26 protein-coding genes are annotated in these 25,538 nt (G+C 67.1%); 12 read left to right on the forward strand and 14 right to left on the reverse strand.

Annotation, left to right across the window (positions count from 1 at the left end; genetic code table 11):
• Window positions 1–60 precede the first annotated feature (60 nt).
• Window positions 61–717, forward strand: a complete 657-nt coding sequence (locus tag ACSFBE_RS10880) for a hypothetical protein (RefSeq protein WP_435490406.1) — start codon at window positions 61–63, stop codon at window positions 715–717.
• Window positions 718–720: 3 nt separating this feature from the next.
• On the opposite strand, the gene ACSFBE_RS10885 is transcribed toward ACSFBE_RS10880, so the two are convergent.
• Complete coding sequence (locus tag ACSFBE_RS10885) at window positions 721–1,656, reverse strand: hypothetical protein (RefSeq protein ID WP_435490407.1); 936 nt, start codon at window positions 1,654–1,656, stop codon at window positions 721–723.
• Window positions 1,657–1,840: 184 nt separating this feature from the next.
• Here ACSFBE_RS10885 and ACSFBE_RS10890 point away from each other — a divergent pair, with 184 nt between their 5' ends.
• Window positions 1,841–4,018: an alpha/beta hydrolase domain-containing protein gene (locus tag ACSFBE_RS10890; RefSeq protein WP_435490408.1), complete on the forward strand. Its 2,178-nt coding sequence runs from the start codon at window positions 1,841–1,843 to the stop codon at window positions 4,016–4,018.
• On the opposite strand, the gene ACSFBE_RS10895 is transcribed toward ACSFBE_RS10890, so the two are convergent.
• From ACSFBE_RS10895 to ACSFBE_RS10910, 4 genes are read right to left on the reverse strand one after another with little or no spacing between them, the layout of a single operon-like run.
• Window positions 4,015–4,809 carry an SDR family oxidoreductase gene (locus ACSFBE_RS10895; protein ID WP_435490409.1) on the reverse strand — a complete coding sequence of 265 codons (795 nt, stop codon included), beginning with the start codon at window positions 4,807–4,809 and terminating at the stop codon, window positions 4,015–4,017. The two genes, ACSFBE_RS10890 and ACSFBE_RS10895, sit on opposite strands and share 4 nt — an antisense overlap.
• On the reverse strand, window positions 4,806–5,423 hold the full coding sequence (locus ACSFBE_RS10900) for a cysteine hydrolase family protein (protein ID WP_435490410.1): 618 nt from the start codon (window positions 5,421–5,423) through the stop codon (window positions 4,806–4,808). Before ACSFBE_RS10900 ends, ACSFBE_RS10895 begins: the two co-directional genes overlap by 4 nt.
• Window positions 5,420–5,956, reverse strand: coding sequence for an aromatic-ring-hydroxylating dioxygenase subunit beta (locus ACSFBE_RS10905; protein ID WP_435490411.1), 537 nt, complete (start codon window positions 5,954–5,956; stop codon window positions 5,420–5,422). The genes ACSFBE_RS10900 and ACSFBE_RS10905 overlap by 4 nt, the downstream gene beginning before the upstream one ends.
• Window positions 5,943–7,274, reverse strand: coding sequence for an aromatic ring-hydroxylating dioxygenase subunit alpha (locus tag ACSFBE_RS10910; protein WP_435490412.1), 1,332 nt, complete (start codon window positions 7,272–7,274; stop codon window positions 5,943–5,945). Before ACSFBE_RS10910 ends, ACSFBE_RS10905 begins: the two co-directional genes overlap by 14 nt.
• Window positions 7,275–7,516: 242 nt before the next feature.
• Here ACSFBE_RS10910 and ACSFBE_RS10915 point away from each other — a divergent pair, with 242 nt between their 5' ends.
• Window positions 7,517–8,704, forward strand: a complete 1,188-nt coding sequence (locus ACSFBE_RS10915; RefSeq protein ID WP_435490413.1) for an ABC transporter substrate-binding protein — start codon at window positions 7,517–7,519, stop codon at window positions 8,702–8,704.
• A 37-nt stretch (window positions 8,705–8,741) separates the two neighbouring features.
• On the opposite strand, the gene phnE is transcribed toward ACSFBE_RS10915, so the two are convergent.
• The 4 genes from phnE to ACSFBE_RS10935 are packed head-to-tail and all read right to left on the reverse strand — an operon-like array spanning window position 8,742 to window position 12,078.
• A complete protein-coding gene (gene phnE, locus ACSFBE_RS10920; protein ID WP_435490414.1) occupies window positions 8,742–9,512 on the reverse strand; it encodes a phosphonate ABC transporter, permease protein PhnE in 771 nt (256 codons plus the stop codon).
• Window positions 9,509–10,342 carry a PhnE/PtxC family ABC transporter permease gene (locus tag ACSFBE_RS10925; protein ID WP_435490415.1) on the reverse strand — a complete coding sequence of 278 codons (834 nt, stop codon included), beginning with the start codon at window positions 10,340–10,342 and terminating at the stop codon, window positions 9,509–9,511. The genes phnE and ACSFBE_RS10925 overlap by 4 nt, the downstream gene beginning before the upstream one ends.
• Before the next feature lie 16 nt (window positions 10,343–10,358).
• Window positions 10,359–11,189 carry a phosphonate ABC transporter ATP-binding protein gene (locus tag ACSFBE_RS10930; protein WP_435490416.1) on the reverse strand — a complete coding sequence of 277 codons (831 nt, stop codon included), beginning with the start codon at window positions 11,187–11,189 and terminating at the stop codon, window positions 10,359–10,361.
• Window positions 11,190–11,214: 25 nt separating this feature from the next.
• Window positions 11,215–12,078, reverse strand: coding sequence for a putative selenate ABC transporter substrate-binding protein (locus tag ACSFBE_RS10935; protein ID WP_435490417.1), 864 nt, complete (start codon window positions 12,076–12,078; stop codon window positions 11,215–11,217).
• Between the two features lie 138 nt (window positions 12,079–12,216).
• Here ACSFBE_RS10935 and ACSFBE_RS10940 point away from each other — a divergent pair, with 138 nt between their 5' ends.
• Genes ACSFBE_RS10940 through ACSFBE_RS10965 form a run of 6 tightly spaced genes read left to right on the forward strand, consistent with a single transcriptional unit; the run spans window position 12,217 to window position 16,989 of the window.
• Window positions 12,217–12,999: an amino acid ABC transporter ATP-binding protein gene (locus ACSFBE_RS10940; RefSeq protein WP_435490418.1), complete on the forward strand. Its 783-nt coding sequence runs from the start codon at window positions 12,217–12,219 to the stop codon at window positions 12,997–12,999.
• A 19-nt stretch (window positions 13,000–13,018) separates the two neighbouring features.
• A complete protein-coding gene (locus tag ACSFBE_RS10945; RefSeq protein WP_435490419.1) occupies window positions 13,019–13,981 on the forward strand; it encodes an aminotransferase class IV in 963 nt (320 codons plus the stop codon).
• A gap of 58 nt (window positions 13,982–14,039) precedes the next feature.
• Window positions 14,040–14,879, forward strand: coding sequence for a transporter substrate-binding domain-containing protein (locus ACSFBE_RS10950; protein WP_435490420.1), 840 nt, complete (start codon window positions 14,040–14,042; stop codon window positions 14,877–14,879).
• A 21-nt stretch (window positions 14,880–14,900) separates the two neighbouring features.
• Entirely contained in the window at window positions 14,901–15,581 is a 681-nt protein-coding gene (locus ACSFBE_RS10955) for an amino acid ABC transporter permease (protein WP_435490421.1), read from the forward strand.
• A 4-nt stretch (window positions 15,582–15,585) separates the two neighbouring features.
• Window positions 15,586–16,254: an amino acid ABC transporter permease gene (locus ACSFBE_RS10960; RefSeq protein WP_435490422.1), complete on the forward strand. Its 669-nt coding sequence runs from the start codon at window positions 15,586–15,588 to the stop codon at window positions 16,252–16,254.
• 36 nt (window positions 16,255–16,290) lie between these two features.
• Window positions 16,291–16,989: a GntR family transcriptional regulator gene (locus tag ACSFBE_RS10965; protein ID WP_435490423.1), complete on the forward strand. Its 699-nt coding sequence runs from the start codon at window positions 16,291–16,293 to the stop codon at window positions 16,987–16,989.
• A 125-nt stretch (window positions 16,990–17,114) separates the two neighbouring features.
• Here the strand turns inward: ACSFBE_RS10965 and ACSFBE_RS10970 are convergent, their stop codons facing one another.
• The 3 genes from ACSFBE_RS10970 to ACSFBE_RS10980 all read right to left on the reverse strand — a co-directional run bounded on the left by ACSFBE_RS10970 (window position 17,115) and on the right by ACSFBE_RS10980 (window position 22,289).
• The gene (locus tag ACSFBE_RS10970; protein WP_435490424.1) at window positions 17,115–18,329 is read right to left on the reverse strand and encodes a hypothetical protein; all 1,215 of its coding nucleotides are present in this window, start codon (window positions 18,327–18,329) and stop codon (window positions 17,115–17,117) included.
• Between the two features lie 181 nt (window positions 18,330–18,510).
• Window positions 18,511–20,358 carry an ATP-binding protein gene (locus ACSFBE_RS10975; RefSeq protein WP_435490425.1) on the reverse strand — a complete coding sequence of 616 codons (1,848 nt, stop codon included), beginning with the start codon at window positions 20,356–20,358 and terminating at the stop codon, window positions 18,511–18,513.
• A gap of 101 nt (window positions 20,359–20,459) precedes the next feature.
• The gene (locus tag ACSFBE_RS10980; protein WP_435490426.1) at window positions 20,460–22,289 is read right to left on the reverse strand and encodes a DEAD/DEAH box helicase; all 1,830 of its coding nucleotides are present in this window, start codon (window positions 22,287–22,289) and stop codon (window positions 20,460–20,462) included.
• A 164-nt stretch (window positions 22,290–22,453) separates the two neighbouring features.
• On the opposite strand from ACSFBE_RS10980, the gene ACSFBE_RS10985 reads away from it, so the two are divergent.
• Window positions 22,454–22,936, forward strand: coding sequence for a metallophosphoesterase family protein (locus tag ACSFBE_RS10985; protein WP_435490427.1), 483 nt, complete (start codon window positions 22,454–22,456; stop codon window positions 22,934–22,936).
• Window positions 22,937–23,113: 177 nt separating this feature from the next.
• Window positions 23,114–23,305: a hypothetical protein gene (locus tag ACSFBE_RS10990; RefSeq protein ID WP_435490428.1), complete on the forward strand. Its 192-nt coding sequence runs from the start codon at window positions 23,114–23,116 to the stop codon at window positions 23,303–23,305.
• An 18-nt stretch (window positions 23,306–23,323) separates the two neighbouring features.
• On the opposite strand, the gene ACSFBE_RS10995 is transcribed toward ACSFBE_RS10990, so the two are convergent.
• Window positions 23,324–24,322 (reverse strand): CvpA family protein, encoded by a 999-nt coding sequence (locus ACSFBE_RS10995; protein ID WP_435490429.1) that lies wholly within the window; start codon window positions 24,320–24,322, stop codon window positions 23,324–23,326.
• A gap of 162 nt (window positions 24,323–24,484) precedes the next feature.
• Between ACSFBE_RS10995 and ACSFBE_RS11000 the strand changes: the two genes are divergently transcribed.
• Window positions 24,485–24,715: a DUF3606 domain-containing protein gene (locus ACSFBE_RS11000; RefSeq protein WP_435490430.1), complete on the forward strand. Its 231-nt coding sequence runs from the start codon at window positions 24,485–24,487 to the stop codon at window positions 24,713–24,715.
• Between the two features lie 31 nt (window positions 24,716–24,746).
• Here ACSFBE_RS11000 and ACSFBE_RS11005 read toward each other — a convergent pair whose 3' ends face one another.
• Complete coding sequence (locus ACSFBE_RS11005) at window positions 24,747–25,529, reverse strand: hypothetical protein (protein ID WP_435490431.1); 783 nt, start codon at window positions 25,527–25,529, stop codon at window positions 24,747–24,749.
• Between the last annotated feature and the right edge of the window lie 9 nt (window positions 25,530–25,538).

Raw genomic sequence — 25,538 nt, forward strand, 5'->3', positions numbered from 1 at the left:
CGGCACGTTTTTGAGGGGCCGCCTGCGGCCTGTTGCCTTTCGCCTTACTACACTGACCCGATGCACCTTCCCCCCCCTCCACCGTCCGAGCGCGGCCCGTCGATCGTCCGCTTCGGCGACGCGTTGCGCAGCCGCAGCGTGGGCGATGTCGTGCGGGTCGGCGCCGTCGACGTGCCGATGCCCCCTGCGCGCCTGACGGCCGACTGGGAACGGGATGTGTCGCTTCGCCTGGGCCTGGAGCCCGGCGATGTCGAACCGCTGCCCTTGCCGCGGGCACGGGCGCGTTGGCCGGACTACCGGCAGTGCGTGCAGGCGATGGCCGACTGGACCCGCGCGCTCGGGCTGTCGGAGGTGCTGGCGTCCAGCGACGTGGCGCTGATGGCCTGCCGCGGCGCGAAGGTCCACCACGACGCCGCGCAGTACGGCGGCGCGGCCTTCTGCAATCTCTTCCTCAGCGAAGACAAGGGGCTGGACCTGCACTTCCCCCAGGCAGGCCTGCGCATTCCCCTGACCCGGGGCGTGGCGGTGGTCTTCGACACGGGGCAGCCGCACGCCGTCGTCCGGCGCGGCCGCGGCGGCTTCGACACGGCGGATTTCGCGGCGGACATGGATTGCACCCTGGTGTTCCTGAGCTGGGAATTGCCGATCGAGGACGCGCTTGTGGCGCGTGCGCTGGGCGTCGTCTTCGACCGCGATCCGCCCATCGCGCACGACTGAGCTTCAGCCCCGCCGGTACAGCCGCCCCAACGCGCTGGCCAGCGCCATCGACACGCGTCGGCGCGCCAACGTCATGGCCGAGAAGGGCCGCAGCGGGCCGCGCGCGAAACGGTAGAAGGCCTGGCTCGCGACCGATGGCGGCCGCCCGCGCAGCGCGCCCCGGAAATGCCGCCCCTGCCATGGCTTGGCGGTGCCGACCGCATGCGACAGGTGCCGCCCGCCGGGGGCGAAGTCCATCGCCTCGGGGCCTTGCGTGTGCAGCGGTGCCAGCGACAGGCTCAGCGCGAAGTTGAGCGCGTCTTCGTCGGTGGAGTGGAAGGGATGATCGGGCGCGCCGAGCTTGCGCTGGCGCAGTGCGCTGCCGGTCGCAGCCGCGACGCGCTCGCAGATGCGCTGCCAGTCGCCGAGGACATGGGCCAGCGCGCGCGGCACGCCCACGAAGCCGCTGTTGTAGTAGCGCTCCAGCGGGCGCTGCGGCTGTTCGCCGTGGGTGGCGAAGAACCGGTGCCACTGTTGCCGCTTGGGATGGTCCGAAGGCAGCGCGCCATCGACATCCTCGATCAGCGCGACCTCGCCATCCGCAAGCCAGGCCTCGATCTCCGGCCAGGCGCACTTCACCACCAGATCGGGGTCGAGGTAGACCACCGCATCGGCTTCCGGCGCGTGCCTGTGCAGCAGCGCGCGCATGAAGGCTGGCTTGTGGTAGTTCAGGCTCACCGGCGGGTCGAGGGCCACCGTTTGCAGCGCAAGCCGCGGCGTCACCTGCAGCCGTGCCCGACCGCGCTCGAAGCCGGCGCGGCCGGTCAGCCAGTCGGGCAGCGGCCCGCGGTGGCCGACCCACACCGTGCCTTCGTAGCCCGCAGCCGCCAGCGAATTCACCAGCACCGCCACGCCGTGGTGGTAGTGGCCTTCGAAGAGGGTGCAGACCGCAATTGCCATGGGTCCGATGATCGCGCATCCCTCGCGCCGCGTCGGGAATGCATGGGTCGAGCGTCTGTTCAGCGCCGCTCTCGATGATCCGTCTTTTGGATCAATCGATCTGAACTTTCGATTTTACGCATCGACGGGCCAGTCCTACATTGCGTGCCAAGAACGAGAGACATCACAACGACAGGAGACAAGCATGAAACAACGATCGAGCCCTCGGGCGCGCATCGTCGCCGCGTTCGCGGCGGCCTTCATTTCAGCCTGCGGCGGTGGCGGTGGCGGCGGATCATCTCCCCCACCACCGACACCGACACCGACACCGGCGCCGCCCAGCGCGTCGGCGCCGCAGTTGAAGCTGACCATCGGCACCACCACGGACTTTCCGGGCAGCTTCGGCAGCGTCGGCGCCTATGAGCAAGTCAGCGGCACCCTCAGCGGCGAGCTCGATCCGAAAGACCCGAAGAACGCCATCATCCAGGACCTCGAACTGGCGCCGGTGAATGCGCGCGGCATGGTCGAGTACAGCGCGGACTTCACGATGCTCAAGCCCAAGGACATGAGCAAGGCCAACGGCGTGCTGCGCTACGACGCGCCCAACCGCGGCAACATCCTGACGATGCCCAACCTCGCGGCCAACCCGAGCGATGCCGAGTTCTTCGAGCGCGGCTATGTCTGGATGTTCTCGGCCTGGCAGGGCGACGTGCCCAAGAGTTCGCCGCAGCGCCTCACGGTGACGGTGCCGGTGGCCCGGAACAAGGACGGTTCGTCGATCACCGGCCCCTATGCGACCGAGTTGCTGGTCAATGCGCCCACGCCATCGATCGCGCTGCCCGGCGGCGTCTTCAACGGCAGCATGATTCCCTACGCGCCGGCCGAGCTCGACAACACCCGGCCCGGCTACCTGCTGACCCAGCGGGTCAACGAAACCGACCCCCGCGTCGCCATCGCGCCGTCGGACTGGAAGTTCGCCGCCTGCGACGCCGCGGCCAACCCCTTCCCCGGCACCGCCGATCCGGCGCGCGTCTGCCTCAAGGGCGGCTTCCAGCCGAACCGGCTGTACGAACTGCAGTACGTCGCCAAGGACCCCAAGGTCATGGCGGTCGGCCTGGCCGCATTGCGCGACACCGTCAGCTTCTTCCGTTCCACGGCGGCGGATTCGGCCGGCTCGCCCAATCCGCTGGCCGGCAAGATCAAGGTCGCCATCGGCCAAGGCACCTCGCAGTCGGGCAACGCGATGAAGACCTTCCTGCACCTGGGCTTCAACCAGCGGCTCGACGGCGGCAAGGTCTTCGACGGCATGTACGCGCACGTCGCGGCCCGGCAGACCAACATCAACACGCGCTTCGCCGTGCCGGGTGGCGGCGGCGGCCTGCGCACCGACCATCGCGCCTTCGGCCAGACTGCGCCACGAGGGCTTGCGGCCGACTATGTCGATGCGGTGTCGGGGCGCAAGGGCGGCGTGATGAAGCGTTGCGAGGCGACCGCGACCTGTCCGAAGTTCTTCCTCGGCCTGTCGGGCACCGAGTTCTGGCAGTTGCAGGGTTCGCCGGTGCTCACCGATGCCTTCGGCTTCAGCGACCTCGCGCAGCCCGACAACGCGCGCGTCTACTACTACGGGAGTTCGCAGCATTCCACCGGCAGCGGCGGGCTCACGACCGGCATCGCCTTCAACCCGGCGTCGTCGGTCTACCCGACCGGCTCGATGGTCGACACCGCCGACACCTTCCGCGCCCTGTTCGTCGATCTCGAAGCGTGGGTGAGCCAGGGCGTGGCGCCGCCACCGAGCCAGGTGCCCCAGGTGGCCGACGGCACGCTCGTGCGGCCCAGCCAACTCGTCTTCCCGACCATCGCCGGACTCAGCTGGCCGCCGAGCGGCGGCACGCCGACCGCCGTCCCGGCCTTCAGCTACCTCGCCCGCTACAACGGCTTCCCGCTGCTCGACTACGGCCCGCAGTACCGGCCGGAGGACGAGTCGGGCGTGCCCACGCAGGTGCCGCCTTCCTATCTGGGCCGCGACTACGCCATCCTGGTGCCGCAGGTCGATCCGGTCACCGGCCTCACGAAGGCCGGCATCCGTGCGGTCGACGTCCAGGCGCCCCTGGGCACCAGCCTCGAGTTCAACTATGTGAGCACACCCGGCATCGTCGACCTGGTGAATCTCTCGGGCAGCTTCCTGCCGTTCCACAAGACCGAGTCGGCCCGCATCGCGGCGGGCGACACGCGGCCTTCGCTCGAATCGCTCTACACCAACCAGGCCGGCTACGTCGCGGCGGTCACGACGGCGGCCAACAGCCTGGTGTCGCAGCGCTTCCTGCTGCAGCGCGACGCGGACCGCCGGGTGCAACGGGCGCAGGCCAACCCGGTGCTTCCTTAGCGCGACGTCGCTTCGAACCACTCGCGCGGCGATCGTCCCTGGTCCGGCCCGAGGCAGGCGAAGCCGCCGTCCACCGGCAGGTCGGCGCCGGTGACCCAGGATGCGGCGCTCGAGCAGGCGAAGGCCACCACCGCGGCCACCTCCTCGCCGCGGCCGACGCGGCCGAGCGGATGCACCCGCGCGCCCACGGCATCGGCGCGCTCGAGCGACCCGTCGGCCATCGCCTGCAAGGCCGGTGACCAGGTCCAGGCCGGCGACACGCTGACGCAGCGGATGCCTTGCGGCGCCAGCGTCACCGCCAGGTTGCGGGTCAGCTGGAGCAGGCCGGCCTTCGACGCCGGATAGGTCGCGCGCGCGGCCGCGCCGAACTTGCCGCCCACACTGCCGAGATTGACGATCACGCCGCCGCGCGGCATCACGGCCGCGGCCTGCTGCGCGAAGATCGCGGCCGACACCAGGTTGACGTTGAGCGTGTGCAGCCACTGCGCACGCGTCGATGCGATGCCCGCGTCGTCGTACACGCAGGCGTTGTTCACCAGCAGGTCGAGTTGGCCGAAGTGCGCGAGCGTGGTCGCGATGCAACCGGCGATCTGCGCGTCGTCCTCGATGTCGGTGCCGACGTAGAGCGCCATGTCGCCGAGCGAAGCCGCCACAGCGCGTCCGGCGTCGTGGTCGATGCCGGCGATCACGACGCGCGCCCCCTGCGCGACCAGCCCGAGCGCCACGTCGCGCCCCAACCCTTGCGTGGCGCCGGTGACGACCGCGACCTTGCCGGCCAGCAGCGCGCTCATGCCGCCGCCTCCAGCGCGGCGAAGGCCGCGTGCACCGTCGTGACCGTCGCCACCAGCGCCATGCTCGCCAGCGATGCGTCGTGCACCGCGCGGTCGGCGGCGGCGCAGGCGTCGGCCGCCACGAACACGTCGAAGCCGCGGTCGGCCGCGTCGCGCACCGTACCCTCGACCACCGAATGCGTGGCCACGCCGGCGACCAGCAGCCGCTTCGCATCGACCAGGTGCAGCAGTTGCTCGACGGGCGTGCCGGCGAAGGCGCTGATGCGCGTGTGCGTGACGACGAATTCGCGCTCGCCCGGCTGCGGCGCGAGCGCTTCCAGAAACTCCGCGCCCCATTCGCCGTCGCGCACCGCGCCGAGTTCGACGGTGCGCCGGAAGATCGGTGTGTTGCGCGGGCAGTCCGCGTAGTCGGGCCGGAAAGCGATGCGCACATGCACGATCGGCCAGCCGCGTGCGCGGGCACCGGTCAGCAGCGTGGAGGCGGCGGCGATCACGGCGTAACGCACCCCGTCGCCCGCGGCCAGGCCGACGCGGATGCGCCCGTCGGGGTGCAGCGTCTCGTTCTGGTAGTGCAGCGCCAGCACCGCGGGCGTGAACGTGGGCGTGGATGTCACACGAACACCTCGAGGTTGCCGAACACGCTGTCGCAATTGACGAGGTTCACGCGCTTGAGCTGCAGGCGCAAGCCCCCGTCTTCGCCGCGCGCCAGCTTGTAGAAGACCTGGCCGGCCAGCACGCGCTGCTCGAGCCGGTATTCGACGTAGTGCAGCGTCGCGCACACGATGAGATGGCCCGCCGCATCGAGCCCGTCGAGCTGGAGGTTGCCGACCAGGCGGCTGCTGCGCGTCGGCGGTTGCTGTGACCAGTTGCGCGGGTGCAGCAGGCGGCGCACCCGGGTCTCGCGCAGCATGCGGTCTTCCCAGAACAGTGAGATCTGCGCGAAGGGGTCGGCCTGCGCATGGTGGCGCGGCATCCAGTAGCGGCCCTCGTCGGTCCACAGCGCGAGCCAGTCGTCGAAGCGGCGTTCGTCGAGCAGGCGCGACTCGCGGCCGATGAACTGCGCCGCCTCCAGTGCCAGCGCCGGGTCGGCCGGGGCCGGCGTCCGCGGTGTGGTCGAGACGTCGAAGGTGCGGTCAAGCAGCAGCATGCGCGGCCTCCGTGCCCAGCCTGTCGCCGAGCATGTACTGGCGCCACGCGGCGAACTGGTTGCGCATCGGCAGCTCGCTGGTGCCGTTGGTCGACACCGCGCCGTCGGGCAGCACGCGGTCGGTGCCGGCGTAGCGGTGCAGGCTCACCCATTCGCCGCCGCGCGTGTTGTTGCCCTGCTGGCAGCGGCGGTACAGCTCCACGTCGTCGGGCATCACGTTCGACGAGGGCGAGTTGATGAGGTTGGCATAGGTCAGCGCACGGTCGAACACCGCGTCGGGCGCGCCCTTGCAGCGGAACAGCTGGATCTCGATCAGCGTGCGGTCGACCGCCAGCGGGCGGATCACGCGGAACTGCTGGAACACGTTGTGCGGTGAGCCGCTGCCGTAGAGGATGGTGTTGTGGCGGTTCATGCCGAGCACTTCGTGGGCACGCTCCTCGCCCACCGCGTCGCTCAGGCACTCGAAGTGCGCCCGTGCCACCGGGTCGCGCGTGGCGGCGCCGGGGTCGAAGATGCCTTCCATGTAGCCGTGGCCGCCGTGGTAGGCCCGCAGCTCCAGCTTTTCCCAGAAGGTGTAGGGCTCGCCGTTGCCGTCCTGGATCAGCAGTTCGAAGGGCATCTCGCCGATCGCCGCCGCCTCGTCGCGTGCCGCGCGAAACGACGACTCGTGCGTCACGCGCGCATGCATCGTGTCGTGCAGGTTCTCGTAGAACACCTTCCAGTTCGACTCCTGCAGCACGCGGAACACGCCGCCGACCACCTCGACCTCGCCGATCGGCGAGCGGTCGCACAGGTTGTCGATGGAGCTCGCCACACCGCCGAGAAAGTCGCGAAGCCCTGGCCCTTCGGCGCTCTGGCTGGCGAAGACGAAGCCGCGGTAGCTGTCGACGCGCGCCACCGGCGCCATCGAGAACTGCGGGTTCGTCGGGTCGTAGGCCGTGCCCTCGAAGCCGTCGCGCATCGGCGCACTGAGGTGCGTGCCGTCGAGCTTGAAGGTCCACGCGTGGTACGGGCAGCGGAAGAACTTGCCGGCGCAGCCGTCGCCTTCGCTCACCAGCTTGGCGCCCTTGTGCGGGCAGCGGTTGTAGAGCACCTTCACCGCGCCGTCGGCGGCGCGCACCAGCACGACGTCCTGATCGCCCAGGCGGGTCGTGTGGTAGTCGCCGGTGTTCGGCACCTGGCTCTCGTGGCCGACGTAGATCCAGGCGCGGCCGTAGATGCGTTCCATCTCCAGCGCGAAGATGGCGGGGTCGGTGTAGACGCGCTTGTTCACGCTGTCGGGCCGCACCAGGGCGGCCAGCTCGTCATCGGCAATCATCGAATGGGGTCCTTGTCGGTCACGATGCAAGCCGCCAGTGTGGGCAGATCGACCGGCGCGAACTAGCCGCGATCGGCAAGGGCTTGTCCGGAATCGGCAAGGCAAGCCGGGCGCGCGGTGCGCTGCGTAAATCGGACAGCCCGCCGCCGCGCACTTGCCGTTTGCGGATAGCTGCGGACGTCGGTCGGCTCCTAGACTTTGCCGCACCCTTGCCCTCACCGCCCGATCCACTGGAGCCCCGCATGCCACGTCCCTCCCTGCACCGCCTCGCCCTGGCGGCCACCCTCGGCGGCGCCCTGCTCGCCGCCGCCACCGCGCAGGCGGCCGACGCGATCAAGATCGGCTTCCTCACGACGCTGTCGGGCCCCGGCGCAGTGATCGGCAACGAGGTGCGCGACGGCTTCAACCTCGGCATCAAGAACAGCGGCGACAAGCTCGGCGGCCTGCCGGTGCAGATGGAAATCATCGACGACCAGCAGAAGCCCGAGAGCGGGCTGCAGGCCGTCGACCGCTTCATCAAGCGCGACAAGGTCGACCTCGTGACCGGCGTCGTCTTCAGCAACGTGCTGCTGCCGCTGCTGCCCGGCATCCTGGCGAGCGACACCATCTACCTGAGCCCCAACACCGGCCCGAGCGACTACGCCGGCGCGAAGTGCAACCGCAACTTCTTCGCGGTGGCCTGGCACAACGAAGACATCCCGCAGGCCGTGGGCAAGTACGCGACAGACCGCAAGCTCGCGCGCGTGGCGCTCATCGCGCCCAACTACCCCGGCGGCCGCGAATCGCTGGCCGGCTTCAAGCGCCAGTACAAGGGCGAGATCGTCGAAGAGCTTTACACCAAGATGGGCCAGCTCGACTACGCGCCCGAACTCGCGACGATGCGCGCGGCCAAGCCCGACGCGGTGTTCTTCTTCCTGCCCGGCGGCATGGGCGTGAACTTCATCAAGCAGTTCGGCGCGTCGGGGTTGTCGAAGCAGGTCACGCTGCTGGCGCCCGGCTTCTCGGGCGACGAAGACACCATCGGCGCCATCGGCGAGCCGATCGTCGGGCTCTACAACGCGTCGCAGTGGGCGTCGGACCTGCCCAACCCCGCCAACCAGAAGTTCGTCGCCGACTTCCGCAAGGCCTACGGCCGCGCGCCCACGCTGTATGCGTCACAGGCCTACGACACCGCGATGCTGATCGACAGCGCCGTGCGCGCCGTCGGCGGCAAGGTGGAGGACAAGGACGCGCTGCGCAAGGCATTGCGCAAGGCCGACTTCGCATCGGTGCGCGGGCCGTTCAAGTTCAACACCAACCAGTTCCCGATTCACAACCTATACATGCGCGTCGTCGAGAAGGACGCGCAAGGCAAGTTCGCGAACAAGCTGGTCGGCACCACGATGACCGACCACGCCGACCCGTTCGTGGGCGAGTGCGCGATGAAGTGAGCGGCACGGCCTGCGCGCTGCGCGCAACGCCCGTGCGTCAGCCCTGCGCCGGCGCCAGCCCGCGCCGCAGCCGGCCGCTCGCCGTATCGACCGCCACCACCATCACGAACATCGCAAGGATGACCGTCGAGGCCTGCGCCTGCTGGAACAGCGAGAGGTGGAAGTACAGCATCTGTCCCAGGCCGCCGGCGCCGACGAAGCCCAGCACCGCGGCCATGCGGATGTTCATTTCCCAGCGGTAGAGCGTGTAGGCCAGCCACTGCGGTGCGACGCCCGGCAGCGTTCCGTAGGCGAAGGCCAGGGTGGCGCCGCTGCCGGCGTCGCGCAGCGCGCGCTCGGGCGCGGTGGGTGCGTTTTCCAGCGCCTCGCTGAAGAGCCGGCCGAACACGCCGCTGGTGTGCAGCGCCAGCGCCAGCACGCCGGCGAAGGGGCCAAGCCCGGCCGCCAACACCATCAGCGCGGCCCACACCAGCTCGGGCACGCTGCGCAGGCCGTTGAGCGCGAAGCGTGCCGCCTGCTTGGGGGCCGTGCCGAAGCGGCCCGACGCCGGCAGCGCCAGCACCGCACCGGCGAGCACCGCGAGCAGCGTGCCGAGCGCCGACACCGCCAGCGTCTGCAGCGCGCCCCACGCGGTCTTCGCGAGGAAGGCCGGCGAGAGGTCGGGTGGGAAGAACTCGGCGACGAAGCGGCCCATCGAGCGCAGCGACTCGCCGCTGAACAGGCCGCGCACATCGAGGGCCAGGTAGACGAAGCTGGCGGCCACGGCCAGCAGCACCAGCCCGAACACCACGAGGCCGCGCGCGCTCACGCCAGTACCTTGCGCAGCAGCGCGCTGATGGCGTCGGCCATCAGCACCAGCAGCAGGAAGACGATGAGGATGCTGCTGGCCTCGCCGCCGTTGAGCATCTTCATCGACTGGTCCATCAGCTGGCCCAGCCCGCCGGCGCCGACGAAGCCCATCACCACCGAGGCGCGCACCGCGCATTCCCAGCGGTAGACGGTGTACGACGCCAGCTCCTGCGCCGCGCCGGGCAGCAGGCCGTAGCCCAGCGCCGCCAGCCGGCCGCCGCCGGCTTCGAGCAGCGCGCGTGCCGGCCGGGTGTCGCCCGATTCGAGGATCTCCGCGTACACCTTGCCGAGCATGCCGCCGTAGGTGATGGCCAGCGCCAGCACGCCGGCCGCGGGCCCCAGGCCGAGCGCGCGCACCAGCACCAGCGCCCACACCACCTCGGGCACGCCGCGCAGCACGGTAAGGAGCCCGCGCGCCGCAGCGCGCAGCAGCTGCCCGCGCCAGCGTCCCGGCCCCGGGCCGATGCGCGACACCGAGAGCGACTGCGTCACGGCGAGCGCCAGCGGCACGGCGACGACGAAGGCCAGCGCGATGCCGGCCGTCGCCATCGCCAGCGTCTCGAGCGTGGCCTTCAGCAGCAGCGCGAGAAAGTCGGCGTCGACGGCCGGCGGCAGGAAGCCGGCGAGGAAGCCGCCCATCACCTTCAGGCTGTTGCCGTCGAACAGCGCCAGCGGCCGGAAGTCGGTGACGACCAGCACCGGCCACAGCAGCAGCAGCGCGACGATCAGGCCGCCCAGCCGGCCACGGGCCAACGGGTCGCGCAGCGGCGGCGGTGCGGCGGCGTGCATCGCGCGGGTCATCGGCTCACCGGCACATCAGCGCCGAGGCGTGGCTGTCGGGGTCGCCCACCGCCCTGGCCGTGGCGTCGTCGTGCGCATGCACCGGCACCACGCCGCCCTCGGCGGCATACAGCTCGCGCAGCATCTCGGTACTGACGTCGGCCGCGGCGGCGTCGAAGGCGACACGGCCTTCGCGCATGCCGACGATGCGGCCGAACCATTTCAGCGCCAGGTCGACGGCATGCAGCGAAGCGACCAGCGTGGCGCCGGTGGTCTCGCACTGCGCCACCAGCTCGCGCAGCGTGGCGTCGGCCAGCGTCGGGTCGAGCGCCGACACCGGCTCGTCGGCCAGGATGAGATCGGGCGCCTGGTACAGCACGCGCGCGATGCCCACGCGCTGCAGCTGCCCGCCGGAGAGCCGGTCGCAGCGGTCGAACACCCGGTCGCCCAGGCCGAGCCGTGCCAACGCGGCCTGCGCGCCGGTCGCGTCGGCCGGCCTCAGCAGCGACAGCAGCGCGCGCCGCGTCGACCACACGCCGAGCCGGCCGGCGAGCACCGCCGTCACCACCCGCAGCCGCGGCGGAATCGGCGGCGCTTGATGCACCAGCCCCACGCGCGCGCGCAGTGCCTTCAGCGCGCCGGCAGACAGCTGCCACGGCGCCTGCCCCAGCAGCTCGACCTGCCCGGCGCTGGGCCGCACCGAGGTGGCCGCGATGCGCAGCAGGCTGGTCTTGCCCGCGCCCGACGGCCCGATGACGGCCACGCGCTCGCCCTGCGCCACCTGCAGGCTGGCATCGGCAATGGCGGTGAAGCCGTTGGCATGGCGCAGGGCCACGCCGTGCAGCGAAAGCGTCACCCTCGGACTCCGATCGCGCGTTTGCTTACTTGATCAGCCCGGCCGACTTGCCGGCCGCTTCGATGCCGTCGTAGTTCGACGCCTTGGTCGGGATGAACTTCGACGCGCGCTGCAGCGCCAGGATGTCCTTGTGCGCCGGGTTGCTGGCGTCGAGCGCCAGGAAGGCGTCGGTCAGTTTCTTGGTCAGTGCCGCATCGAGGCCGGGGCGCACCGTCCAGTTGTAGTCGTAGTAGGTCGGCGTCGTCGCCAACACCCGCACCTTGAGCGCGTTCGGGTTCTTGGCTTCGACCAGCTTCTCCCACACCGAGGCGTTGAGCACGCCCGCGTCGGCACGGCCGGCCGCCACGAAGGCCACCGTGGCGTCGTGCGCGCCGGAATAGGCCACCGTCTTGAAGTCGCGCTCGGGCTCGATCTTGTCCTGCAGCAGGAAGTAGCGCGGCATCAGGCTGCCCGAGGTCGACGACGGCGCGCCGAAGGCGAAGGTGCCGCCCTTCAGGTCGGCCAGCGACTTGGCCTTGCTGTCGATCGGCACGATGAACTTGCTGGTGAACACCTCGTCCTCGGTGCGCTGGACGATCGGCAGCGCCTTGCCGTCGGTGCGCAGCTTGGCCTGCACGAAGGTGAAGCCGCCCAGCCAGGCCAGGTCGATCTTGTTGGTGGCCAGGCCTTCGACCACGGCGGCGTAGTCGGTCACGGGCGTGAACTGCACCGGCAGGCCGGTGGCCTGCGCGAGGTAGTCGCCCAGCGGTTTGAACTTGCGCTGCAGCTCGGTCGGCGCCTCGTCGGGAATGGCCGAGACGCGCAGCACGGTCGTTTGCGCCTGGGCCATGGAGCCCAGGCTGGCGGTGGCGAGAAGGGCGAGGGCGGATTGGAGGAAGAGGCGCTTCATGGGAATTTTCGGAAAGGGCGCGCGATGGCGCGGAACAGGCGATTGTCCTCGGTGCCGCGAATCGCAGGCATGGACGTTGCTTGGGTCGTACAACTACCGATTGTCGATTGTCCGACAATCGCTACGATCCGCCGACCCATGACCGACACATCGCCCATCCTCCAGATCCAGGCCCTGCACAAGCGCTTCGGCGACCACGCCGTACTGAAGGGCATCGACCTCGACGTGCAGCCGGGCGACCGCATCGCCATCATCGGGTCGAGCGGCTCGGGCAAGAGCACGCTGCTGCGCTGCCTCAACTTCATGGAAATGCCCTCGGCCGGCCGCGTGGTGCTCAAGGGCCGCGCCGTCGGCATGCCGCCGCGCGACGGCGGCGAGGTGCGCTACGGCCAGGCCGAGCTGAGCGAGGTGCGCAAGCAGGTCGGCATGGTGTTCCAGCAGTTCAACCTGTTCCCGCACATGACGGTGCTGCAGAACGTCATGGAGGGGCTGGTTACCGTCAAGGGCGTGTCGAAGAACGATGCACGTGAGCGCGCACTGCGTGAATTGACCAAGGTGGGCCTCGCCGAGAAAGCCGACGCCTACCCCGGCCACCTCTCGGGCGGGCAGCAGCAGCGCGTGGCCATCGCCCGCGCGCTGGCCATGGAGCCGGAGGTGCTGCTGTTCGACGAGCCCACGTCCTCGCTCGACCCGGAGCTGGTCGGCGAGGTGCTGTCGACCATCCTCGCGCTCGCCAAGGAAGGCCGGACCATGCTGCTGGTGACGCACGAACTGGGCTTCGCCTATCACTTCGCCACCAAGGTCGTCTTCCTCGCCGACGGCCAACTGCACGAGACCGGCACGCCCGACGAGGTGCTCAAGCACCCGAAGCAGGAACGCACGCAGCGCTTTCTCGAGCGCTTCACCGCCTTCCATTTCTGAACGAACCGACCACACGACCATGTCCGCCGACAGCGCCTCCTCCAAGATTTCCAAGACCAGTTCCCAGGCCTACACCCCCGACGACCGCAACGACGGCGTGCTCGTCTACGTCAACGGCAACTTCGTGCCGCGCCATCAGGCGACGGTGTCGGTGTTCGACGCGGGCTACGTCTGCGGCGACGGCGTGTGGGAAGGCGTGCGGCTGGTCGACGGCCGCATCGTGTCCTTCGACGCGCACATCGACCGCCTGTGGGAAGGCGCCAAGTCCATCTCGCTCGACATCGGCATGAGCAAGGACCAGATCAAGAAGGTCGTGACCGACACGTTCCTGCGCAACGGCATGCGCGACGGCGCGCACGCGCGGCTGATGGTCACCCGCGGCGTGAAGAAGACGCCCAACCAGGACCCGCGCTTCATCATCGGCAGCGCCACCATCGTGTGCGTGGCCGAGCACAAGGTCGTCACGCCCGAGGCCAAGCAGAAGGGGCTGAAGCTCTTCACCTCCACCTTCCGCTGCAGTGGGCCCGACGTGTTCGACCTGCGGCTCAACTCGCACAGCCGGCTCAACTTCATCCAGGCGCTGATCCAGGCGATCCAGGCCGGTGCCGACGAGGCGCTGATGCTCGACCCGCAGGGTTTCGTCGCCAGCTGCAACTCCACCAACTTCTTCATCGTGCGCAACGGCGCGCTGTGGACGTCGTCGGGGCGCTACTGCTTCAACGGCATCACGCGCGCCACCATTGCGCGGCTGGCGCGCGAAGCGGGCATCCCGGTGGTCGAAGGCGACTTCACGCTGGCCGAGGTGTACGCCGCCGACGAGGCCTTCGTCACCGGCACGCTGGCCGGCATCACGCCGGTGCAGTCGGTCGACGGCCGCGCGCTGGTGCCGGGCGGCCCGGTCACGCAGCGGCTCGATGCGCTCTACCGCGCCTACATCGCGAGCGCCACCGAAGCGCACGGCACGCTGCCGGCCGCCGCTTGATTTCCCTTTCTCCCCACGTCCATCACCCCACGTCCCTCAACCTGCCACCGGAAACACCATGAACGCCCACACCTCGTTCCTGCGCCGTGCCCTCACCGTCACGCTCGCCACCGCCCTCTCGCTCGGCAGCCTTGCCGTGTCCGCACAGACCCTGCAGAAGATCAAGTCGGCCGGCGAACTGCGCATCGGCGTCGCGCCGGGCGACCCGTGGTACTTCCGCGATCCGGCCGCCGACAAGTGGACCGGCCTGGGCGTGCTGCTCGGCGAGCAGGTCGCCAAGGAGATGGGCGTGAAGATGACGCCGGTCGAAACCACCTGGGGCAACAGCGTGGCCGCGTTGCAGTCGGGCCAGATCGACGCGATGTTCGTGCTCGACGCCACCGAGGAGCGCAAGAAGGCGCTCGACTTCCCGGCGAATCCGCTGCTCTGGTACGCACAGGGCGTGCTCACCAAGGACGGCCTGGTCGCCAAGAACTGGGCCGACCTCGACAAGCCTGAAGTGCGCATCGGCGTGGCGCTGGGCACCGCCACCGACCGCGACCTGACGGTGCGCCTGCCCAAGGCCAAGATCGAGCGCTTCACCAACACCGACGAAACCGTGGCCGCCTTCATGTCGGGCCGCGTCGACGCCATCGGCTTCTATCACCCGGCCCTGGTCATCGCGTACTCGAAGATCCGCAAGGGCAAGGTGGTGGTGCCGCAACCGGTCGTCGCGCTGCCGACCAGCGTGGGCATCCGCCGCGAGGCCGACACCGCCTTCCGCGACCAGCTCGACACCATCATCGGCAAGCTCTACACCTCGGGCCAGACGCAGGCGTTGTACGCGCAGTACCTCAAGACCAAGAACATCGACGCCGCCACCGTGCCCGGCGTGATGAAGGAAACGCTGGGCCAGTAAAGCGAATCGATCGGTAGAGCGATGAACTACGAGTGGGACTTCAGCGGCGTCTGGGCGCACCGCGACATGCTGCTGGCCGGCTTCGTCGGCACGATGAAGATCGCGGCCGTCGCCATCGCGGTGGGCGTGGTGGTCGGCATCGTGCTGGCCACGCTGCGGCTGTCGGGCAAGCGGTGGCTCGCGTTGCCGGCCTTGTGGTTCATCGAGTTCTATCGCAACACGCCGCCGCTGGTGCACTTCTTCTGGGCCTTCTATGCCCTGCCGGTGCTCATCGGCGTGAGCCTCGACCCGTACGTGGCGGCCGTCATCGCGCTGTCGACGCAGTCGGGCGCCTTCTTCGCCGAGGTGTTCCGCGGCGGCGTGGTGTCGGTCGAGCGCGGCCAGTGGGAAGGCGCCCGCGCCATCGGCATGAAGCCGCACCAGGCGCTGCGCCGCGTGGTGCTGCCGCAGGCCATGGCGCGCATGGTGCCACCCTTCATCGAACGGTCTTTCGAACTCATCAAGACCACCGCGCTGGCGTCGACGCTGGCCTATTCCGACCTGCTGTACCAGGCGATGCAGGTCAACTCCATCACCTTCCGCCCGCTCGAGGTCTACACCGTGGTCGCGGCCATCTTCTTCTGCACGCTGCTGGTGCTGAGCATCGGCGCCCGTGCGCTCGAACACCGGCTGGGCGTGTCGACCCGCCCGCAGGGAGCCTAAAGCCATGGACTTCACCTGGGACTTCTCGGCCATCCTGCAGAACTGGCGCGTGCTGCTGCGGGGCGTGGGCGTCACGGCCGGGCTGTGGGCGGTGGCGTTTCCGGCGGCAATGCTCGTCGGTGTGCTGATCGCACTCGGCGCGCGTTCCGGCAGCCGCTGGATCGGTGCGATGGCGCGCGGCTACATGGAGCTGTTCCGCAACATCCCCATCCTCATCCAGCTGGTGTGGTTCTTCTATGCGTTCCCCATCGTCACCGGCATCCAGCTGAGCCCGTATGTGGCGGCCCTGCTGGCGCTCACGCTCAATGCGTCGGCGTACTGCTCGGAGATCTTCCGCGGCGGCATCGCGTCGCTGCCCAAGGGCCAGTGGGAAGGCGCCCTCGCCATCGGCATGCAGCGCACGCAGGTGCTGCGCCGCGTGGTGCTGCCGCAAGTGCTCAAGCGCATGCTGCCGGCCTTTACCAACCGCGGCATCGAGCTGGCGAAGAACACCTCGGTCGCCTCGGTGATCGCCGTGCACGAGTTGATGTACCAAGGCCGCGCACTCAGCGCCGTGTCGTACCGGCCGCTTGAAATGCTCACCGCCGTGGCCGTGATTTACTTCGTGCTCATCTACCCCGGCGCCTGGGCTGCGGGCCGACTTGAAAAGCGATTGGCCCTGCGCAGCGCTTGAGCGCCCGAAGCGCTACAGAACGAGAACCTCACAGCGATGGCGACCCACACCCTTCTCCCCGACTTCGCGCCCGCGCCGTCTGCCACCCGCCGCGACTACGTCGCCCAGACGCTGCGCACTGCCATCCTCACCGGCAAGATCGCGCCCGGCACGCAGTTGGTCGAAAGCCACTTCGCCACCCAGTTCGGCGTGAGCCGCGGCCTGCTGCGCGAAGCCATCCGCGAGCTCATCGAAACCGGCCTGGTCGTGAACCGCCCCTACGCCGGCACCTACGTCGCCGACATCGACGAAGAGACGATGAGCGACGTGTACGAGGTGCGCCGCATCATGGAAAAGCAGGCCTTCATCCGCCTCTGGCCACAACGCGACGCCGCCTTCCGCACCGAGATGACCGCCCGCTACGAAGCCCTGGCCGAAGCCGCCGCCAACCGCGACCTCAACCGCGAAAGCGCCGCCGAAGCGCACTTCCACGGGCTGGTCTACGAGCGCTGCGGCAACCACCTGCTGCTCGACGTGTGGCAGCAGATGACCCAGAAGATCCAGCTCGGCTTCGCCGTGTGCCGGCTGACGCACACGCCCAAGCCGGACTATGCGGAGAACCACCAACTGTTCCTGAAGCTGGCGATCGGGGATGACCTGAACGCGATGCTGGAGGAGTTGGATGCGCATTTGCTGCGCGGGTTGTCGACGATAAGGGCGGCGTTGCGGAGGGCGGGGGCGACCAATGGCTTCTAGTTATGTGCCAGACGGCAGGGTTAGATTCATTTCTCCGGTCATGAAGTGCGCTTCCCAAGACAAGTGACGCCCGAGGTTTCAGCTGTGTAGGGGCCAGTTGAGCAATTTGTTAACAGCATTGCGGACTACCACTCCATGTTTGCCGCTCGATCAACCTGGCGGGTAAATTCATTGATGAAGGACTTCATATCGGCAGTGGACTGCATCGCATTTATGTATGTTCCGTCGACCGCATAAGTCAAGATGCTCGGAAGTCCGCTGGACAAATAGTGTTGCGCTGGCGCGTAGGGACCCGACCATAAAAACTGCAAGAACAACTCGACTTGGTCGATGGCAGTTCGTTCCTCAAACGGTGGACGTCCACTCAGGTTGAATTTTTGGTGCTGGTCGCTGGTAAGCAGCACGGGTACAGCGCCGGCCCCAGTATGAAATTTAAAGGCTTCGCCGCGCTTTCCAAAGGCGCCGTGGGCTACAAAATTTCGCACCTGAGCGCGAAGATCCAGGAGCGTGTCGTAGTGCAGCTTTGTTTGAGCTTCCTCAACATCTAGTGCCGCTTTGAACTTTCTCTTCCAGTCTGCTTCGGCGAGACGAGCAACGTCAGTACCAGTTTTCAGCCTACCCTGAAGAACTGCCAAGTGAATGAAGGCGTGCTCGGTCCAGCTAAAAAAAGCCTCGATTGCCGCTTGAGCGTTCCATTTGGCTTCCCTGCGTAAGGCCTGCGAAGGATAAAACACACTAGTGAACGTCACGTCGGCTCTTGGGCTGCTTTCTTCGATGACCTTCTCGTCCTGTCTTCGGTTCGCGTCTTCAAGGAGTTTTCGAAAAGAGTCCCGAAAGTAGACATAGCGATCAAAAAGTACTTCGCTCTTGTTCGCAACATTCAGGTCTGAGGTCAAAACAGCCTGCTCAGCTCTCCACTGGAAATAGGGTTCGGCTGCTACGACGGCGGTTTTTATCTGATCTGCGATGGCTATCGCGTCTTCTTCTGCTTGAGTGGTAGGTGTTCCGCTATTTCTAGCCCCTGGTTCAAGATTCGGGGCGAAAATTCCGAGGCCCATTTTTCGGTGTTCGATTCCAAACAGTCTTCCGCGGTAACGGATGGGGACGGTCCAGGCAGACTTCTCCCACTGCCCGAGGCTTGGATAGCTGAGCGCATCAACAAAAAGGAAATAGACGAGGTAGTAGGCTGGCAACTCGTAGCTAGCTCTAGTCCTCGAAGACAGAACCAAACCCATTCCTTCGGTTTTCGAACGCGGTTGGCCAGCTGGTTCAATATCGACCAGCGCTCGCTTGGCCGCGTCTAACGCACGGACAACCTGGGGCGGGAATTCTGAATCCAATGTGCTTAGTGCGAATACTTTTGGTAAAGATATTGCATCGTTGGGTTTGTGATGCGGAACGTTCGAGTCAAGCAGACGACAACGGTAGGCCCCCAAAACCCTGGCCGGTGGAAATTAGCGGCGTACCGGCCCGGGCTTGGCGTCCTTCTGTTGGCGCTCCGCTTGAGCGAGGGGTTAGCCGTCACTGGAGGTATTGACCGATTCTTCTGAGCCAGACTCGAACCTCTCCTGCCGGATCGGAAGCGTTTAGGCGATCAACAGTCATTCGATCGGTAGCTCCTCTATTGAGACGGCGCTTGGCCCTGCTGATCTTCTTTCCGCGCTTGTCCTCCTCAAGTGTTCCCCACGGGTTTGGTGAACCAGATGCCGCGTGAACGAGTTCTGCCACCAATGCAGGCACATCATCAAAGGGAAGAATGACAGCGGGCGCGCAACCAAACTCTTCGTGGATTGCGTCGCGGTGAATCAAGTTCTCCATCTCTCTGCATGAAGTGGTGAATGCGAATGCTCCGTCCCCTCGAGCATTCACAAGAGTCGCTGAAGCCTCGTACTTTGGTGGCAGAGGGGGCTGGTTGTCGCGGTCCATTATGTGAATTTCAGGAATCGCCAAGCCTTGAAGGCGATTCGTCCAGAGCTCAAGCGTAGAGCCGCCCATAGGAATGTAGACGAGCGTGCCCGACTGTTCTGCAACGTGAAGGTTAGGAATATCACCTTCCGTTGCCGAGAGTAATGCCGAGACTCTGCTCATAAACTCAATATCGTTTGGCCCTTCAACTCCAACAAAAACACGTACATTGTGATTGGGGAGAATTCCCAAAGTATCGCGTAGACGCACGGAGGCGGCCTCATCGTTCGGAGCGACTGCGCGGACTCGATCTTGCCCAACCTCTATGAAGCGAATTTGCGTTTGATCGATTTTTCGCGCAAGGAGCGGGTTGTGCGTTGTGAGTAAAACCTGGGTGGAGGGCGACTGAGAGAGATCGAGAAGTGCCTCTAGCAGCAGCAACTGATTGTTCGGATGCTGAGAGGTTTCGGGCTCCTCGATTGCAAGGATGACGTCGGGTGCGCCTCGGTCTCCAGCGAGCTGCTCGGCCTTGGCTCGGAAGAAGTTGATAAGGAATAGACGCCTGACGCCGCTTCCGCGCTTATTCAAAGGAACTTGGTCCTCTGCGGTTAGGGAAACTGAGAATACCTTCGACCAGTTAAGTGTTGAAAAGACCGGATTGAGCTCACTTGCAAGGGCGGGGTCCATCTCACGTATCTTCTCGATGGTTGCTCGGGTGACCGCTTCGACTTGCTGCCTGACGTGACTACCTATCGCATCAAGCTCCACTTGCTGACTTGCCAAGGCCTCCTTGATCGCGTACTTCAGCGGATCCTGAGCTTCAGCGTCTTGATCTGAGCTGGGCCTATCTGCACGAAAGAGTTGATACAGCGGCAGGGCGTTTTGCAAGGGTTTCCAAATCGAAGTCTTAACTTCGAGCTGAACCTCCGTCAAAGCGAGGCTAGCTACGGGGACAGAGTTCCAGATGGCATGACGGATGGCAGACTTGATCGCCTGGTTGACCCCGTCGAGGTTTACACCCAGGTCTTGCGCTCGTCTCCGCAACTGTGCAATGGTCAGTGAGAAGAGATCATTGAATTGGTCCGCAGACGGGTGCATTGCCTTCACAAAGACCTGTTCGCACTTCGGCGAGGCGCCAGAGAATCTTTTTGTTATCTCAAGCAAGCCATCGGCATTTAAAAGGTGCTCGTTCTGCGGAGAGATTGTTGCATCCGAATCGACGACCAAACGTGCCTGAACATCGCGAAAAACACAAGTGATCTCGATTGGGGATGCGTTCGCAACGCCAATTGATCGGTCCTCAGCATCAACCTTTTCCAGATTGAAGAAGGCTTCGAGTGCCTCGAGTACAGTTGACTTCCCTGCATCGTTTTTGGCGATGATGCAAGTTAGCTCATCGAAATTCATTGAAAATTCAGCGCGATAACAGCGGAAGTTCCGTATGCGGACCTGGGCAAGCTTCATGGTGGAGGACGCTGAGCGTGTTGTTTTTGATAGTTCATGGATGCAGCGTTTAGATCTCATGATCTGTGTTGCACACAGCAATAATTTCTTTTAGGGCGCCGCTAGATTTGACTTTGGCTTGGCGATGTCTTTGCAATTAGGAGTTTCTGCGTGGCTCGCGTAGCGGCGACATAGAGCAACCGCGCTTCCGCTTCCACCTCTTCCTGCTTGGCAGACGATTCGCTGAGCCCCATGACAGCCACGATCGGAAACTCCAACCCCTTGCTGACATGCATCGTCATTACCTTGATGCTGTCCTCCAACGGCTTGAAATCCCCCGACCCCTTGCGCATCTGATGCGGCAACTTGCGGCGCGTCAGCGCTCGGGCGCATTCCTCCATCCCCTCGTAGTGCCGACACAGCACCGCCATGTCGCCCCACGCATGCCCTTCCTGATGCGCCGCACTCAGCAACTCGGCAACCTTCGCGGCTTCTTCATGCAGCGTGGGCAGGTTGATCACCATCGGCTCCGGCCCTTCGCGGCCGCAGCTCACGGGTAGCAGCAGCGGAATGCCGTCGTCGCCCTGTTCGGAGTTCTCGGCCGTGAGCAGCCCGCCCGCGATCTGACTGGCCGTCTGCAGGATCTGCCGCGTGTTGCGGTAGTTGATCTTCAGCACCGTGGTGCGCCCCTGCGCCTGGATGCCGACGCTCTTGAAGCTGAACTGCTTGCTGCGCTGCCGCTCGTAGATGCTCTGCGCGTCGTCGTACAGGAGCAGCAGGCTGTTGGTGCTGGGGTCGACCATCTGCGTCACCAGCTTCAGCCATTCAGGGCGGAAGTCGTGGCCTTCGTCGATGAGCACGGCGAGGTACTGGCCCGACGGGATGTGCTTGCGGTCGACGGCGCGAATCACGCGGTCGACCATGTCGTCCATCTTGGCGCTCACCGCCATCTTGTGCGGCGGCAGTTCCTGGCCGAAGGCGACGAGCTGGTCGCGGCACCACTTGTGGAAGTGGCGCACATGCACGCGCTCGGTCAGGCCCTTGGCTTCCATGACCGAGGCGAGCTTCACGGCCAGCGGCTCGTTGTAGCAAAGCACCAGTACGGGCTTGGCCGCGTTCGCGGCCTGGGCCAGGAATTCGGCGCGGTAGCCGAGGATCATGGTCTTGCCCGAACCGGCCACGCCGTGGATCACGCGGTGGCCGTCGCCCAGGCTGCGTGCCAGTTGCTCCTGCTGGAGGTCCATGACGCTGAGGATGCTGGGCAGCGCGCGTTCGGCCGCTTCGTCCTGGCCGGGGTCAGAGCCGTCGAACAGGCTGCGTTGCGAGTTGACGCGCACCTCGGGGAACAGCAGCCATCGCACGCGGTCGATCTGCGGCAAGGTGAGCGCGCCGCGCATGAGCGTGGGGAACATGCCCCACAGCTGGCTCTGCAGGTCTTCGGGGTCGGCGTTCTCCTGCATCTCGTCGGCGCACAGCACCCGATGCCCGTCAATGGCGTGGTTCAGTCCGCTGGCCTCGAACTGCCGGCGCGTGATGTGGCTGAAGACAACGCCGTAGCTCCACGGAAAGGTCAGCATGCCCTGCCACTTGCCGCTGGGCTGCACCAGTTGCGGGTCGCGCTTGAGCGCGTCGACCACTTCCTCGGCGTAGTGCCGCGCCTGCTCGAAGGGGTTGTTGACCGACTTCAGCTCGCCGCCGGGCACGATCTCCCACATGCCGCGGGTGGCCTTCTGGATGGTCTCGAGCCGCCAGTCCTTCACCTCGAGGATGAGCAGGCCACGCAGCGGGTGCAGCACGATGAAGTCGGGGTGTGATCGTTTGGGCCCGACGGGCACGTCGTACCAGAGCAGGTAGTCGCTATCGAGCTTCTGTTCCAGCCGCTCGGCCAGACGACGCTCGCCCGTCGTCATGCGGGACGCGCTGGCGCTGAGCGAGGGGATGAGGACAGCCATGGAGAGTTGCCGGTTGGGAATAACAATTATTTACAACCATCATGCCAAGCTGAACGTTGTCTGACTAGTCCTACAAAGAGGTGCCGCGCATGGCGGGGCGTGACTTTGTGCGCTATCTGAGCCGTCGGCGCGTCGAGCCAACCGTGCGCGGCAAAAATGAACCCATGCCCCGCATCGCCCTCATCTCCGACACCCATGGCCTCCTGCGCCCCGAGGCCCTGGCCTTCCTCATCGGCTGCGACCACATCGTCCACGGCGGCGACATCGGCGGCCCGGAGATCCTGGTGCGGCTGGCGGCCATCGCGCCGTTGAGCGTGGTGCGCGGCAACAACGACACCGCGCCGTGGGCGGCGGACATTCCGGTGTCGCTCACGGTCCGGCTGGGCGGCGTGGCGGTGCATGTGGTGCACGACATCGCCGATCTGCACCTCGGCCCGGACGATGCCGATGTGCGGGTGGTCGTCTCGGGCCATTCGCACAAGCCGTCGATGGTCGAGCGCGACGGGGTGCTGTTCATCAACCCCGGCAGCGCGGGGCCGCGCCGGTTCAACCTGCCGATTTCGGTGGCGGACCTGCAGATCGACGATGGCCGGGTGACGCCGCGCCTCGTGACGCTGGCGGTGCCGCCTGCGCCCCGGGGCGGCTAGCCATCGTTGGTGAGCCAGGGCGCGCGGCGGGCATCGCGTCGAATGCAGGCTGTGCGTGCTCTCCGACGAGCATCTCCGTGCAATCCCCGCGATGGCGACCACCGCCCGGCGCAGCATGGGCCATGACCTCGGCACGTGCCACTGCATGCCGGTCGCTCTCACCTTCAGAAAGAACCCATGCCAACACGAAATGCGAATCAGAAGGACGCCAAGCGGATCGGCATGTGGCTGGCCGTCGTCATCGGGCTTCTCGTCATCGGCGCGACGATCTTCAATGTCTATTGGTACAAGAAGCCGCCCGCCAACATCGACAACCAGCCGGCTGCGGCGCAACCTGCGACGGCACCCGAAAAGCCTCCCGGCAGCTGATGCGGGCGAGCGACCCGCTCAGTTGCTGCGAAACGTCTGCGTCACCATCAACCCATGCCGCCCGCCATCGACGATGCCGATGCCCACGCGACCGAAGGCCGGGTTCAGGATGTTGGCGCGGTGGCCGGGTGAATTCATCAGGCCCGTGTGCGCCATGTCGAGCGTGCGCGCGAGCGCCAGGTTTTCGCCCGCCGCGCGGGAGCTGAGCCGGGCGGTGCGCAGACGGTCGAAGGGGGTGCGGCCCTCGGGCGTGACGTGGGCGAAGTAGCTGCGCTCGAACATGTCGCGTGAATGCGCGCGCGAGAGGTCGACGGTCTCGGTGTCGGCTGCCAGCGGGCGCAGGCTGGCCTTGGTGCGTTCGGCATTCACCAGCGTGAGCATGGCGGCTTCGAGTTCGGGCCGGGGTGGTGCGTCTTTCACCACGAAGGGCAGCGCGACGCGCTCCTGCGATTGCGGCTGCACCGTGAGCGCTTGCATGGTGCGCTCCACGGCGGGGTCGAAGATGGGGCCCAGCCGATGCGCCAGCCAGTCGGCCGGCACGCCCAGCCGCGCCACCAGGGCGCTGTCTTGCGCCGCGCGCGTGATGCCGTCGGTCAGTGGCAGGGCGGTGAGCAGCACGGCCACCACCATGGCGTTGATGGCGCCATTGGCCGCGCCCGGCAGCAGGCCCAGCGCGCGGTTCACCGAGCGCGCTGCCGCCCCGGCCGAACCAGCCGGCAACGGCCGTGCGAGCCGGCGCGAGAACGAACCCAGCACCACCTGCACGACCAGGAAGATCACCAGGAACGCGGCCGGCGACGCCCACGGCTCGGGCAGCAGCGCGTAACGCTCGAGCAGGGCGGCGAGCCAGGGGCTGGCGAAGAAGGCGACGACGAGGCCGGCGGCGAGGCACGCGAGTTCGACCACGCCCGCCACGAAGCCGACGCGCCATCCGCGCCAGAGGCCCAGCAGCAGCACGGCCACGAGGAGCAGGTCAACGGCGCCGAAGCTGCGCGGGTCCAGGCTTGAAAGATCCATGGTGCATCCTGCCCGTCCAGCCGCGTCATCGCTGTCGGACGACGGCGGCCGGGCGCCCCAGCGTCGTCCTCAACGGACGCCCGGTCGACCGCTTGCGCCTACAGCGGGCGAGCGACCCGAGGGCTAACTTGTGCCCTGTCGAACGAATCCGGAGAACACACCATGGCAGACACCGCACGATCCATCGCCCCGCAGGGCTCCGACCCCGACCGCATCGACCTGATGTCGGACGCTTCGCTGGCCGAATGGGCCGACAAGCTGGACGTGAGCGAAGCGCAGCTGAAGGACGCGGTGTCGAGGGTCGGCGACCGCGCCACTGACGTCGAGATGCACCTCAAGGGCAGCCGCAGCACCACCAACAAGGATCGGGTGCAGGAAGCCGGCGGCGCGTGATGCGCGCGAGCGGCCGCCCGTAACTGCATAACTAGTTCGTGAAGTTGCGCCGCGCCTCGTCGCGTCGGCGCTGTTCGCGCACGATGGTGCAGCGCGGGTGGCGGGTGTAGGCCGCCTCTTCGCAGTGGCTCGCCTCGCATCGCGCTGCCAGCACGAAGAATAGGTGTTCGCAGCCGGCCCGTGGGTCGGATGCACCGCGTGGGGCGGCGCGGGCGGTGTTGATCGATGCGACCCGCTCGGAGGCCGGGCTGGGTGGGGCGGGTGCAGCCACGCGCGGTGCTGTGGCCGCCGGCACCATCGACTCGCCCGGTGACAGCGTGGCGTCGGCCGGCACGGGCGTCGACGGTCGCGCATCGCCCGCACGAGCGGCCGCGGTATCGCCGCGGGCATTCGGCATCGCAGAAGCGACCGAGGGGGTGGATGCCGCAGCCGACACGGCGGGCGGTGCCGCCACCGGCGTGGCGGGCAGGGTCTGCAGCGGTGGTGCCGCGGCCGATGCCATGCCCGGCGTGGCCGCCCGCTCCGGGCCGAAGCTGATCCATGTCGCGAGCGCCAGCACCGTGGCGCCGAGCAGCAGCACCGCGAGCATCAGGCCGCGCGTCATATGGGGCGTGGGCGCATCGCCGCGGCCTTCGCCGGTGGTGGCGGGCGCACGCGGCGGGGCCGTGGCGGCGGCAGTGGCGGGCGCCGCGCCCACGGTTTCGAGCGCTGACGGCCCCGTGGCTGCGAAGGCCGGCAGCTTGCCGGCGCAGCCGATGCAGAACATCGCGCGGTCGCGGTTCGCGGTGTGGCAGTTGGCGCAGAGGACGGTCATCGGCGTTTC

It is taken from the genome of Variovorax sucrosi (assembly GCF_051216635.1).
In the GTDB taxonomy this organism is placed as follows: Bacteria; Pseudomonadota; Gammaproteobacteria; order Burkholderiales; family Burkholderiaceae_C; genus Variovorax.

What these genes read in the sequence shown, in the direction of transcription:
- ACSFBE_RS10880 (WP_435490406.1), top strand. Translation starts at nt 61, where the DNA reads ATGCACCTTCCCCCCCCTCCACCGTCCGAGCGCGGCCCGTCGATCGTC.
- ACSFBE_RS10885 (WP_435490407.1), bottom strand. Translation starts at nt 1,656, where the DNA reads ATGGCAATTGCGGTCTGCACCCTCTTCGAAGGCCACTACCACCACGGC.
- ACSFBE_RS10890 (WP_435490408.1), top strand. Translation starts at nt 1,841, where the DNA reads ATGAAACAACGATCGAGCCCTCGGGCGCGCATCGTCGCCGCGTTCGCG.
- ACSFBE_RS10895 (WP_435490409.1), bottom strand. Translation starts at nt 4,809, where the DNA reads ATGAGCGCGCTGCTGGCCGGCAAGGTCGCGGTCGTCACCGGCGCCACG.
- ACSFBE_RS10905 (WP_435490411.1), bottom strand. Translation starts at nt 5,956, where the DNA reads ATGCTGCTGCTTGACCGCACCTTCGACGTCTCGACCACACCGCGGACG.
- ACSFBE_RS10910 (WP_435490412.1), bottom strand. Translation starts at nt 7,274, where the DNA reads ATGATTGCCGATGACGAGCTGGCCGCCCTGGTGCGGCCCGACAGCGTG.
- ACSFBE_RS10915 (WP_435490413.1), top strand. Translation starts at nt 7,517, where the DNA reads ATGCCACGTCCCTCCCTGCACCGCCTCGCCCTGGCGGCCACCCTCGGC.
- ACSFBE_RS10925 (WP_435490415.1), bottom strand. Translation starts at nt 10,342, where the DNA reads ATGCACGCCGCCGCACCGCCGCCGCTGCGCGACCCGTTGGCCCGTGGC.
- ACSFBE_RS10935 (WP_435490417.1), bottom strand. Translation starts at nt 12,078, where the DNA reads ATGAAGCGCCTCTTCCTCCAATCCGCCCTCGCCCTTCTCGCCACCGCC.
- ACSFBE_RS10940 (WP_435490418.1), top strand. Translation starts at nt 12,217, where the DNA reads ATGACCGACACATCGCCCATCCTCCAGATCCAGGCCCTGCACAAGCGC.
- ACSFBE_RS10945 (WP_435490419.1), top strand. Translation starts at nt 13,019, where the DNA reads ATGTCCGCCGACAGCGCCTCCTCCAAGATTTCCAAGACCAGTTCCCAG.
- ACSFBE_RS10950 (WP_435490420.1), top strand. Translation starts at nt 14,040, where the DNA reads ATGAACGCCCACACCTCGTTCCTGCGCCGTGCCCTCACCGTCACGCTC.
- ACSFBE_RS10955 (WP_435490421.1), top strand. Translation starts at nt 14,901, where the DNA reads ATGAACTACGAGTGGGACTTCAGCGGCGTCTGGGCGCACCGCGACATG.
- ACSFBE_RS10960 (WP_435490422.1), top strand. Translation starts at nt 15,586, where the DNA reads ATGGACTTCACCTGGGACTTCTCGGCCATCCTGCAGAACTGGCGCGTG.
- ACSFBE_RS10965 (WP_435490423.1), top strand. Translation starts at nt 16,291, where the DNA reads ATGGCGACCCACACCCTTCTCCCCGACTTCGCGCCCGCGCCGTCTGCC.
- ACSFBE_RS10975 (WP_435490425.1), bottom strand. Translation starts at nt 20,358, where the DNA reads ATGAAGCTTGCCCAGGTCCGCATACGGAACTTCCGCTGTTATCGCGCT.
- ACSFBE_RS10980 (WP_435490426.1), bottom strand. Translation starts at nt 22,289, where the DNA reads ATGGCTGTCCTCATCCCCTCGCTCAGCGCCAGCGCGTCCCGCATGACG.
- ACSFBE_RS10985 (WP_435490427.1), top strand. Translation starts at nt 22,454, where the DNA reads ATGCCCCGCATCGCCCTCATCTCCGACACCCATGGCCTCCTGCGCCCC.
- ACSFBE_RS10990 (WP_435490428.1), top strand. Translation starts at nt 23,114, where the DNA reads ATGCCAACACGAAATGCGAATCAGAAGGACGCCAAGCGGATCGGCATG.
- ACSFBE_RS10995 (WP_435490429.1), bottom strand. Translation starts at nt 24,322, where the DNA reads ATGGATCTTTCAAGCCTGGACCCGCGCAGCTTCGGCGCCGTTGACCTG.
- ACSFBE_RS11000 (WP_435490430.1), top strand. Translation starts at nt 24,485, where the DNA reads ATGGCAGACACCGCACGATCCATCGCCCCGCAGGGCTCCGACCCCGAC.
- ACSFBE_RS11005 (WP_435490431.1), bottom strand. Translation starts at nt 25,529, where the DNA reads ATGACCGTCCTCTGCGCCAACTGCCACACCGCGAACCGCGACCGCGCG.